This window comes from Enterobacter cloacae complex sp. GF14B (assembly GCF_004136805.1).
GTDB lineage: Bacteria > Pseudomonadota > Gammaproteobacteria > Enterobacterales > Enterobacteriaceae > Enterobacter > Enterobacter hormaechei_C.
The window spans coordinates 18,520-30,555 of sequence record NZ_QFRV01000007.1 but is presented as its reverse complement, the minus strand read 5'-3'; the positions used below and the strand labels follow the sequence as shown (position 1 = coordinate 30,555).

Here is a 12,036-nt window from a genome sequence, read left to right as displayed (position 1 = left end):
TCCTTAGCGTTTTGCCTGCCAGATACGAGCCTGATAATCACGGATTGAGCGGTCAGAGCTGAACATACCGCAGCGCGCGGTGTTCAGGATACACGCGCGGGTCCAGGCATCCTGGTCGCGATACAGCACGTCGACCTGCTTCTGCGCTTCAACATAAGCCGAGAAGTCAGCCATCACCAGGTACGGGTCGCCGCCCTGTTTGTCCATGCTGTGCAGCATCTGGTCAAACGCGTGCTTGTCGCCGTCGCTGTACTTCCCGCTTTCCAGCTCTTTGAGCACCGCATCCAGCACTTTGTCTTTTTTACGCCATTTCACCGGGTCGTACCCTTTGGCTTTGATGGCTTTCACTTCTTCAACAGTATGGCCGAAGATAAAGATGTTCTCTTCGCCGACCTTCTCGGCAATTTCGACGTTCGCACCGTCCAGCGTGCCGACGGTCAGCGCACCGTTCAGGGCCAGCTTCATGTTGCCGGTACCGGACGCTTCTTTACCGGCGGTAGAGATCTGCTCGGAAATATCCGCCGCCGGGATCAGCATTTCAGCCGCAGAAACGCAGTAGTCCGGCAGGAACACCACCTTCAGCTTATCGCCCACTTTCGGATCGTTGTTGATCGCCGCCGCCACTTTATTAATGGCGAGGATAATGTTTTTCGCCAGGTAGTAGCCCGGCGCCGCTTTCGCACCGAACAGGAACACGCGCGGAACGCGGTCGGCCTGTGGATTCTCGCGGATCTCTTTATACAGCGCCAGAATGTGCAGCAGGTTCAGGTGCTGACGTTTGTACTCGTGCAGACGCTTGATCTGAATATCGAAAATCGCATTCGGGTTGATCTCAATCCCGGTGCGCATTTTCACGAACTCAGCCAGACGAACCTTGTTCTCCAGCTTAATGGCGCGGTACTGCTCGCGGAACTTCGCGTTGTCGGCCTGTTTTTCCAGGTTGATGAGCTGGTCCAGGTCGTTGGCCCACTCTTTCTTCAGGGTTTTGTCCAGCAGGCCGGCCAGCAGCGGGTTGCACTGCTTGATCCAGCGACGCGGCGTGATGCCGTTGGTCACGTTATGGAATTTGGTCGGCCACAGCTGGTGGTATTCCGGGAAGAGATCTTTGACCACCAGATCCGAGTGCAGCGCCGCCACGCCGTTCACCGCAAAGCCGCTGACCACGCACATGTTCGCCATGCGCACCTGTTTGTCGTGTACCACAGCCAGCTTCGCCCAGACGGCTTTGTCACCCGGCCAGGTTTTCTCCACCAGCGTTTTGAACTGGTCGTTAATCTTATTGATGATCTGCATATGGCGCGGCAGCAGCGCTTTCACCAGCTTCTCATCCCAGCACTCAAGCGCTTCTGGCATCAGGGTGTGGTTGGTGTAGGCAAAGGTACGGCTGGTGATGGCCCAGGCGTCGTCCCAGCTCAGCTGATGCTCGTCAATCAGCACGCGCAGCAGTTCCGGGATGGCAATGGTCGGATGCGTGTCGTTAAGCTGAATAACTTCGAAGTCCGGCAGTTGAGCCAGCTTGCGGCCCGCCAGGTGGTGTCGACGCAGAATGTCCGCCACGGAGCAGGCGCACTGGAAGTACTGCTGCATCAGACGCAGCTTTTTACCCGCCAGATGATTATCGTTCGGATAGAGGACTTTGGTCAGCTTCTCGGCGTCGATCCCCTGCTGCTCGGCGCGCAGGAAGTCACCGTCGTTGAATTTGGTCAGGTTAAACGGATGCGCGTGCTTCGCCTGCCACAGACGCAGCGGCTGCGCCACGCCGTTACGGTAGCCGAGTACCGGCAGGTCCCAGGCTTCACCGGTAATGGTGAACGCCGGTTCCCAGAGTCCCTGCTTCGTGACTTTCCCGCCAATCCCGACCTGCACATCCAGCTGCGCGTTGTGGCGGAACCACGGATAGGTATTGCGGTGCCAGTCGTCCGGCGCTTCCATCTGATGGCCGTCGGCAAATGACTGACGGAACAGGCCGTACTGATAGTTCAGGCCATAGCCAATCGCCGACTGGCCCACCGTTGCCATGGAATCCAGGAAGCAGGCTGCCAGACGTCCCAGACCGCCGTTACCCAGCGCCGGGTCAACCTCTTCTTCCAGCAGATCGGTCAGGTTGATGTCGTGTTCTTTCAGCACGTCACCGACCTCCTGATACCAGCCAAGGTTCAGCAGATTGTTACCCGTCAGACGGCCAATCAGGAACTCCATCGAAATGTAGTTGACGTGACGCTGGCCTTTCACAGGCTTCGCCACAGGCTGAGCGTCCAGCTGTTCTGCGAGCGCCCCGCTCACCGCCTGCCACCACTGGTGAGGCGTCATCTCGTTTGCAGCATGAAGGCCAAAACGCTGCCACTGACGCGTCAGGGCAGCCTGAAATTGAGCTTTGTTGAAAGTAGGCTGTGACATAGGGAATCGGCATCCTGTAGAGAGAAAACACATTTGGCGCTAGTGTGCCTGGCTCATTGCGCCTCTTCCTCCTCCTGTCGGGGATTAGGCAGGGAGGAGTAGCGGGGATGAGCATAAAAGTGTGATCGAGGCCACTGTGTAAGTGTGCGCTTCGCGGAAAAAGCGATCCCGGAAGAACGTCAAAGAAATGAAATGCAGTTTCGGAAGAAATTAATCATCGCTGAAATGATTACTTACGTAGAATAATATTTCCGCGCGTCGGGATTATTCAGCACCACTATTAAGCCCATGCAACTTTCCCCAAAGTTAATTAACTTCACCGTCATTATCTCTTTCTGAAACCAGTTTCAGCGCAACCGAGCGTCATGCAGACAAGCCAGAAGCAGCGCGGCATCCAGCCATTTACGGAAAGTTCCATCAGTGATGAGAATGTTTTGTGACAGAGTGCAAATTCAGAGCCTCCAAACCCAGACATAACTTGCAATAGTTCCTCTATTGGCCGAACTTATAGATATTAATTACGAAGCGCAAAAAAAATAAATTCTCTCGTTCCCCACAGTGAAGTGAAAACTATGTTGATTCCGTCCAAATTAAGTCGCCCGGTTCGTCTTGACCATACTGTGGTCCGCGAGCGCCTGCTGGCTAAACTTTCCGGTGCGCATAATTTCCGACTGGCGCTGGTTACGAGTCCTGCGGGTTATGGAAAAACAACGCTCATTTCGCAATGGGCGGCAGGTAAAAGCGATCTTGGCTGGTACTCCCTGGATGAAGGTGATAACCAGCAGGAGCGTTTTGCCAGCTATTTAATTGCCGCGATTCAGCAGGCGACCAACGGACACTGCGTCACCAGCGAGGTGATGGTGCAAAAGCGCCAGTACGCCAGCCTGTCCTCTCTTTTCTCCCAGCTGTTTATCGAGCTGGCCGAATGGCATCGCCCGCTGTATGTGGTGATTGATGATTATCATCTGATCACCAACCCGGTTATTCACGAGTCCATGCGTTTCTTCCTGCGCCATCAGCCGGAAAACCTGACGCTGGTTGTCCTGTCGCGTAACCTTCCGCAGTTGGGCATTGCCAACCTGCGGGTGCGCGATCAGCTTCTGGAAATCGGCAGTCAGCAGCTGGCCTTTACCCATCAGGAAGCGAAGCAGTTCTTTGACTGCCGTCTGACGTCTCCGATTGAGGCGTCTGAAAGCAGCCGCCTGTGCGATGACGTTGCCGGCTGGGCCACGGCGCTGCAGCTGATTGCCCTCTCCGCGCGGCAAAACAACAGCCCGACGCATCAGTCCGCACGCCGCCTGGCGGGCATCAACGCCAGCCACCTGTCGGATTATCTGGTGGATGAGGTACTCGACAGCGTTGACCTCTCCACCCGCCATTTCCTGCTGAAAAGCTCCCTGCTGCGCTCCATGAACGACGCGCTGATTGTGCGCGTCACCGGTATTGAAAACGGGCAGCTCCAGCTCGAAGAGATTGAACGTCAGGGTCTGTTCCTGACGCGTATGGACGATCACGGCGAATGGTTTAGCTACCATCCGCTGTTTGGCAGCTTCCTGCGCCAGCGTTGCCAGTGGGAGCTGGCCGCAGAGCTGCCTGACATTCACCGCGCCGCCGCCGAAAGCTGGATGGCGCAAGGTTTCCCGAGCGAGGCTATCCACCATGCGCTGGCCGCCGGGGATGCCGGTATGCTGCGCGATATTCTGCTCAACCACGCGTGGGGACTGTTCAACCACAGCGAACTGACGCTGCTGGAAGAGTCGTTAAAAGCGCTGCCGTGGGAAAGCCTGCTGGAGAATCCGCGTCTGGTGCTGCTCCAGGCCTGGCTGATGCAGAGCCAGCATCGCTACAGCGAAGTGAACACCCTGCTGGCGCGCGCCGAGCAGGAGATGGAAAGCGAGATGGATACCACCCTGCACGGCGAATTTAACGCCCTGCGCGCACAGGTGGCGATTAACGACGGGGACCCGGATGAAGCTGAACGGCTGGCGATGGTCGCGCTGGATGAGCTGCCGCTGGCGAATTTTTACAGCCGTATTGTGGCCACCTCGGTACACGGCGAAGTGCTGCACTGTAAGGGCGATCTCACGCGTTCGCTTTCACTCATGCAGCAAACCGAACAGATGGCGCGCCGCCACGATGTCTGGCATTACGCCCTGTGGAGCCTGATCCAGCAAAGCGAGATTTTATTTGCTCAGGGGTTTCTGCAAGCAGCCTGGGAAAACCAGGAGAAAGCGTTCCAGCTGATCCGTGAACAACATCTGGAACAGCTGCCGATGCACGAGTTCCTGTTGCGTATTCGCGCTCAGCTGCTGTGGGCATGGTCGCGTCTGGATGAAGCAGAAAGCTGCGCCCGCCAGGGTCTGAATGTCCTTTCGAGCTTCCAGCCGCAGCAGCAGCTCCAGTGTCTGGCTCTGCTGGTGCAGTGCTCGCTGGCACGCGGCGACCTGGATAATGCCCGTAACCACCTTAACCGCCTGGAAAATCTGCTCGGCAACGGACAGTACCATAGCGACTGGGTCTCCAACGCCGATAAGGTCAGGGTGATTTACTGGCAGATGACCGGCGATAAAAAGTCCGCCGCCAACTGGCTGCGTCACACGCCTAAACCGGAATTTGCCAATAACCACTTCCTGCAAAGCCAGTGGCGCAATATTGCCCGCGTGCAGATCCTGCTGGGTGACTTTGAGCCTGCCGAGATCGTGCTGGAAGAGTTAAACGAAAACGCCCGCAGCCTGCGTCTGATGAGCGATTTAAACCGCAACCTGCTGCTGTTAAACCAGCTTTACTGGCAGGCAGGACGTAAAAACGATGCCCAGCGCGTACTGCTGGAAGCGTTGCAGCTGGCGAACCGCACCGGGTTTATCAGCCACTTTGTAATTGAGGGTGAAGTGATGGCCCAGCAGCTGCGCCAGCTGATTCAACTCAACACGCTGCCGGAACTCGATCAGCATCGCGCCCAGCGCATTCTGCGCGAGATTAACCAGCATCATCGCCACAAGTTTGCGCACTTCGATGAGAACTTTGTTGAACGTCTGCTGAACCATCCGGAAGTGCCGGAGCTTATCCGTACCAGCCCGCTCACCCAGCGTGAATGGCAGGTGCTGGGGCTGATCTATTCCGGCTACAGCAACGAGCAGATTGCCGGTGAGCTGGCGGTGGCGGCGACCACCATCAAAACGCACATTCGCAATCTGTATCAGAAGCTGGGCGTGGCGCACCGTCAGGATGCGGTGCAGCATGCGCAGCAGCTGTTGAAGATGATGGGGTACGGAGTGTAAATCCTTTGCGGTCTGATGCCCTCACCCCGGCCCTCTCCCACAGGGAGAGGGAGAATGGCTTCTCAACATAACTCTAACTGCAAATTATTATCTTTAATCACCTGCATCACGCCCGCTGGTGGCATCACATCAGTATAAACCGCATCCACCATGCTGATGCTGCCCATGTTCACCATCGCGTTACGACCAAACTTGGAGTGATCCACCACCAGCATCACATGACGTGAGTTTTCAATGATCGCGCGCTTGGTGCGCACCTCGTGGTAATCAAACTCCAGCAGCGAGCCGTCGGTGTCGATGCCGCTGATCCCCAGAATGCCGAAATCGAGGCGAAACTGAGAGATAAAATCGAGCGTCGCTTCGCCGATAATGCCCCCGTCGCGGCTGCGCAGTTCGCCGCCCGCGAGGATGATGCGGAAATCGTCTTTCTGCATCAACGTGTTGGCCACGTTCAGGTTGTTGGTCACCACGCGGAGGTTCTCGTGGTTCAGCAGCGCATGGGCGACCGCTTCCGGCGTGGTACCGATATCAATAAACAGCGTCGCGCCGTTCGGGATCTGGCTCGCCACTTTACGGGCGATACGCTCTTTCTCTGCCGTTTGCGTCGCCTTACGATCATGCCATGAGGTGTTCACCGAGCTGGACGGCAGCGCGGCGCCGCCGTGGTGACGCAGAATACGGTTCTGATCGGCCAGGTCGTTGAGGTCACGACGGATGGTTTGCGGGCTAACGGCAAACTGCTCCACCAGCTCTTCAGTACTGACGTATCCCTGTTTTTTTACCAGTTCGATAATGGCGTCATGACGTTGTGTTTGTTTCATGAAATATCCCTGGGAATTATGTTCGCTTTCGCGCATGGAGCGTATCGGCCAGCGCCATCGCCAGCCCGACCGCCAGGCCGGTAACGTGCGCACCATTGGCGATAGACATACCAAACAGATCAAACCATCCGGCAATAAGCCATATTAATGCAAAGGTTATTAATCCACGTTGTAAATAGATGCCGCTATCCGGGTCGCGCTCGCCTCTGAGCCAGGCGTAACCCATCAGGGCGTACACCACGCCGGATAACCCGCCGAACCATGGACCGCTGAATTTATGCTGCACGTAGCCGCTTAACAGGGCGCTGATAAGGGTGATCACAATCAGCTTGCCGCTGCCGAGCCGCTTCTCCACCGCCCCGCCGAGATACCACCACCACAGCAGGTTAAAGAGGATATGCATCACCGAGAAGTGCATCAGCGCATGCGTGAAGTAGCGCCAGACGTCAAATTGCAGGGAGGGATCGTACGGCCATGCGAGGGCAATCATCACGCTCTGGTCACCCACCACGCTCATAATAATGAAGACGATGATGCAGGCTACCATTAAAAGCAGCGTAAACGGTCCTGCGCGCTCGCGGAGGGTGGCGAGAAACGGAAAACGTTGATAGTGCAGGCCACTGCCGGTCTGGCCGGATTGCCAGCTTGCCGCCAGATAACGCGGGTCGCCCGGGTTTTCCAGGAAACGCGCCAGCTCGGCGTTCACGCGCCCAGCCTGGCTTTCGTCTGCCAGCCAGACATCCGTCTGTGTATGCTGCTGAATAGTCAGGATAATGCCCTGCGTCGCCATATAGTCGACAAACGCCTGGGCGACGCGCGGGTTGCTAAAAGAGGTGATCATCAACATGGGCAGCGGTCGCTTATTTCCACACAAAAGGGGACAGTATAGCGGGATCAGCGCTCAAACGCGTATTCAACTTCTGCCGGGAAATGACGATGCCAGGCATCGAAGCCGCCATCGACGCTGTATACCGCCTCGTAACCCTGCTGGAGCAGATACTGCGCCGCGCCTTTACTGCTGTTGCCGTGATAGCACATCACCATCACCGGGGTATCGAAGTCGTTATCGCGCATAAACGCGCCCAGCGTGTCGTTGGTGAGATGGAACGCGCCCGGCGTGTGGCCCATCGCAAAGCTCTGCGGATCGCGGATATCCACCAGCACCGCTTTTCCCTGGTGCATCTTCTGGTGGGCTTCTTCTACGTTAATACATTCAAACTGATCCATGGTGTTCTCATCTTATATTCAGGTGTGGTGCGGTTTTCCCCTCACCCTACCCTCTCCCGGAGGGAGAGGGCTGGGGTGAGGGCATCAGACCGCACGATTTTACCCCGTAGTGTACGTCCTGGCGGCGGGTAAACGCCATTATGTTATCCATATCACTCTAAATTGTTTTTTTGATGTTACCAAAAGCGCGTTCCTTTGCTATTATGAGCGATATCGAACATTTTTGAGCTTTAACGAAAGTGCATGAGGGTGTTATGGAAACCAAAGATCTGATTGTGATAGGCGGTGGCATCAACGGTGCCGGTATTGCGGTTGATGCCGCAGGACGCGGTTTATCCGTGCTGATGCTGGAAGCTAACGATCTCGCCTGCGCGACGTCGTCCGCCAGCTCCAAGCTGATCCACGGTGGCCTGCGCTACCTGGAACACTACGAATTCCGCCTGGTCAGCGAAGCGCTGGCCGAACGCGAAGTGCTGCTGAAAATGGCCCCGCATCTGGCGATCCCGATGCGCTTCCGCCTGCCCCATCGCCCGCATCTGCGTCCGGCGTGGATGATCCGCATCGGTCTGTTTATGTACGATCATCTGGGTAAACGCACCAGCCTGCCGGGTTCAACCGGTTTGCGTTTTGGCTCAGAATCGGTCCTTAAGCCTGAAATCGTGCGCGGTTTCGAATATTCCGACTGCTGGGTGGACGATGCGCGTCTGGTACTGGCTAACGCGCAGATGGTCGAGAAGAAAGGCGGCGAGGTGAAAACCCGCACCCGCGCCACCGCCGCACGCCGCGAAAACGGCCTGTGGATTGTGGAAGCGGAAGACGTGGATACCGGCGAGAAGTTTAGCTGGAAAGCGCGCGGCCTGGTGAATGCCACCGGCCCGTGGGTGAAACAGTTCTTCGACGACGGCATGCACCTGCCTTCACCGTACGGCATCCGCCTGATTAAGGGCAGCCACATCGTGGTGCCGCGCGTGCATACCCAGAAACAGGCTTATATCCTGCAAAATGAAGACAAGCGCATTGTGTTTGTGATCCCGTGGATGGACGAGTTCTCCATCATCGGCACCACCGACGTGGAGTACAAAGGCGATCCGAAAAACGTTGAGATCGACGAGAGTGAAGTCAGCTACCTGTTGAAAGTGTACAACGCGCATTTTAAGAAACAGCTGGCGCGCGATGACGTGGTCTGGACCTACTCCGGCGTGCGTCCGCTGTGTGATGACGAGTCTGACTCACCGCAGGCCATCACCCGTGACTATACGCTTGATATTCACGACGTTGACGGTCAGGCGCCTCTGCTCTCCGTGTTTGGCGGTAAGCTCACCACCTACCGTAAACTGGCGGAGCACGCGCTGGAGAAACTGGCGCCGTATTACAAAGGCATCGGCCCGGCGTGGACGAAAGGCGCCGTGCTGCCTGGCGGCGATATCGGCGATAACCGCGACGATTACGCCGCGAAGCTGCGTCGCCGCTTCCCGTTCATTACCGAAGGCATGGCGCGCCACTACGCCCGCACCTACGGCAGCAACACCGAACTGTTCCTCGGCGACGCGAAAGAGATTGCCGATCTGGGCGAGCATTTTGGCCATGAGCTATACGAAGCCGAGCTGCGCTACCTGGTGGAACACGAGTGGGTGCGCCGTCTGGACGATGCCATCTGGCGTCGTACTAAAGAAGGGATGTGGCTGAATGCCGAGCAGCAGTCTCGCGTGGCGCAGTGGCTGGCGCAACATGCGGGAAAGCGTGAATTATCGCTGGCGTCGTAATTGAAAAAAAGCCGGGTGTCGGCTCCGCCTTACCCGGCCTACTCGATCCCGTAGGCCCGGTAAGCGCAGCGCCACCGGGCTTTGTTTTTACAACCGCACCGGATCAATATGCCAGATATTCTCGGCATACTCTTTGATGGTCCTGTCTGACGAGAAGTAGCCCATGTTGGCGATGTTATGCATCGCGGTGCTGGTCCACTTCTCCTGCTGACGGTACAGTTCGTCCACCTTATCCTGACAATCCACGTAGCTGCGGTAATCCGCCAGCACCTGATAGTGATCGCCAAAGTTAATCAGCGAGTCCACCAGGTCACGATAGCGTCCAGGCTCCTCAGGGTTAAACACTCCGGTGGCGATTTGCGTCAGCACCTGGCGTAACTCTTCATCCTCTTCATAATACTCACGCGGCGAGTAGCCCTGCTTGCGCAGCGCCTCCACCTCTTCCGCCGTATTCCCGAAGATAAAGATATTCTCCGCGCCCACATGCTCCAGCATTTCGACATTTGCGCCGTCCAGCGTGCCGATAGTCAGCGCGCCGTTCAGGGCAAACTTCATGTTGCTGGTGCCGGATGCTTCCGTCCCCGCCGTGGAAATCTGCTCAGAGAGATCCGCCGCCGGAATGATCAGCTGCGCCAGGCTCACGCTGTAGTTCGGGATAAACACTACCTTCAGCTTATCGCCAATGTCCGGATCGTGGTTCACCACCTTCGCCACATCGTTGATGAGATGAATGATGTGCTTCGCCATGTAATACGCGGAGGCCGCCTTACCGGCAAAGATTTTCACACGCGGCACCCACTCCGCCGTCGGGTCAGCCTTAATGCGGTTGTAGTGGGTAATGACGTGCAGGACATTCATCAGCTGACGCTTGTACTCGTGGATACGTTTGATCTGCACGTCGAACAGCGCTTTCGGGTTCGCCACCACGTTCAGATGCATCGCCAGCCAGACCGCCAGACGCTTCTTGTTCAGCAGCTTGGCTTCCCGTACCGCTTTGTTCACCGTCGGGAAATCGATGTGCTGCTCAAGCTCGCTCAGCTGGCTCAAATCGGTGCGCCAGGTGCGGCCAATGTTCTCATCCAGAACGTCGGAGAGCGGCTGGTTCGCCAGCGCCAGCCAGCGGCGCGGGGTGACGCCGTTGGTCACGTTGCAGAAACGCGTCGGGAAGATCTTCGCGAAGTCCGCAAACAGCGACTGCACCATCAGGTTCGAATGCAGCTCTGATACGCCGTTGACCTTGTGGCTGATCACCACCGCCAGCCAGGCCATGCGTACGCGACGCCCGTTGGATTCATCAATGATCGAGGCGCGGCTCAGCAGACCGGTATCGTTCGGGTACTGCTCCTGCAAGGTCTTGAGGAAGTAGTCATTGATCTCGAAGATGATTTGCAGATGGCGCGGCAGAATTTTGCCGAGCATATCCACCGGCCACGTCTCCAGCGCTTCACTCATCAGCGTATGGTTGGTGTACGAGAACACCTGGCAGGTTACTTCAAACGCGTCATCCCAGCTGAACTTATGCTCGTCAATCAGCAGGCGCATCAGCTCAGGGATCGACAGCACCGGATGGGTATCGTTGAGGTGAATAGCGGTTTTTTCCGCCAGATTCGCATAGGTTTTGTGCAGCTGATAGTGACGGCTAAGGATATCCTGAATCGTTGCCGAGACGAGGAAATACTCCTGACGCAGGCGCAGCTCGCGGCCTGAGTAGGTCGAGTCATCCGGATACAGGACGCGGGACACGTTCTCAGAGTGGTTTTTATCTTCCACCGCCGCGAAGTAGTCGCCCTGGTTGAATTTACCCAGGTTGATCTCGCTACTGGCCTGCGCGTTCCACAGGCGCAGCGTATTGGTCGCATCGGTGTCGTAGCCGGGGATGATCTGGTCGTAGGCCACGGCCAGGATCTCCTCGGTTTCCACCCAGCGGGATTTTTTACCTTCCTGCTGAATACGCCCGCCAAAACGCACCTTGTAGCGCGTGTTGTGGCGCTTGAACTCCCACGGGTTACCGTACTCCAGCCAGTAGTCCGGGGACTCTTTCTGACGGCCATCCACGATGTTCTGCTTGAACATGCCGTAGTCGTAGCGAATACCGTAGCCGCGCCCCGGCAGCGCCAGCGTCGCCAGTGAATCGAGGAAGCAGGCGGCAAGACGCCCGAGACCACCGTTACCCAGCCCCGGGTCGTTCTCTTCGTCAATCAGCTCTTCTAAATCCAGCCCCATCTCTTCCAGTGCGTTTTTGACGTCGTCATAAATCCCGAGCGATAACAGCGCATTGGAGAGGGTGCGACCAATCAGAAACTCCATCGACAGGTAATACACCTGTCGCGTCTCCTGCGAGAGCTGGGCGCGGTTGGAGCGCAGCCAGCGTTCGACCATACGATCGCGCACCGCAAACAGCGTGGCGTTCAGCCACTCATGTTTGTTGGCAATTACGGGATCTTTCCCAATGGTAAACATCAGCTTATAGGCGATGGAGTGTTTCAACGCCTCAACGCTGAGCGTGGGGGAAGAGTAGCTAAATGGAGCATTCATATCAGTAACTTCGCC

At 56.8% G+C, this 12,036-nt stretch carries 7 protein-coding genes; 2 read left to right on the top strand and 5 right to left on the bottom strand.

Translation table 11 applies throughout. The features are described from left to right. Window positions 1-3 precede the first annotated feature (3 nt). Window positions 4-2,397, bottom strand: coding sequence for a maltodextrin phosphorylase (gene malP, locus DD606_RS04010; RefSeq protein WP_050870187.1), 2,394 nt, complete (start codon window positions 2,395-2,397; stop codon window positions 4-6). Between the two features lie 572 nt (window positions 2,398-2,969). Here malP and malT point away from each other — a divergent pair. Next, window positions 2,970-5,675, top strand: a complete 2,706-nt coding sequence (gene malT / locus DD606_RS04005) for an HTH-type transcriptional regulator MalT (RefSeq protein ID WP_003861595.1) — start codon at window positions 2,970-2,972, stop codon at window positions 5,673-5,675. Between the two features lie 62 nt (window positions 5,676-5,737). Here malT and DD606_RS04000 read toward each other — a convergent pair whose 3' ends face one another. Genes DD606_RS04000 through glpE form a run of 3 tightly spaced genes read right to left on the bottom strand, consistent with a single transcriptional unit; the run spans window position 5,738 to window position 7,723 of the window. Then, window positions 5,738-6,496, bottom strand: a complete 759-nt coding sequence (locus DD606_RS04000) for a DeoR/GlpR family transcriptional regulator (RefSeq protein ID WP_003861593.1) — start codon at window positions 6,494-6,496, stop codon at window positions 5,738-5,740. A gap of 16 nt (window positions 6,497-6,512) precedes the next feature. After that, the gene (gene glpG / locus DD606_RS03995; RefSeq protein ID WP_003861592.1) at window positions 6,513-7,343 is read right to left on the bottom strand and encodes a rhomboid family intramembrane serine protease GlpG; all 831 of its coding nucleotides are present in this window, start codon (window positions 7,341-7,343) and stop codon (window positions 6,513-6,515) included. A gap of 47 nt (window positions 7,344-7,390) precedes the next feature. After that, window positions 7,391-7,723 (bottom strand): thiosulfate sulfurtransferase GlpE, encoded by a 333-nt coding sequence (glpE, locus tag DD606_RS03990; protein WP_003861590.1) that lies wholly within the window; start codon window positions 7,721-7,723, stop codon window positions 7,391-7,393. A gap of 254 nt (window positions 7,724-7,977) precedes the next feature. On the opposite strand from glpE, the gene glpD reads away from it, so the two are divergent. Then, window positions 7,978-9,486, top strand: a complete 1,509-nt coding sequence (glpD, locus tag DD606_RS03985) for a glycerol-3-phosphate dehydrogenase (RefSeq protein ID WP_023314965.1) — start codon at window positions 7,978-7,980, stop codon at window positions 9,484-9,486. 87 nt (window positions 9,487-9,573) lie between these two features. Here the strand turns inward: glpD and glgP are convergent, their stop codons facing one another. Beyond that, the gene (gene glgP, locus DD606_RS03980; RefSeq protein WP_023314966.1) at window positions 9,574-12,021 is read right to left on the bottom strand and encodes a glycogen phosphorylase; all 2,448 of its coding nucleotides are present in this window, start codon (window positions 12,019-12,021) and stop codon (window positions 9,574-9,576) included. Between the last annotated feature and the right edge of the window lie 15 nt (window positions 12,022-12,036).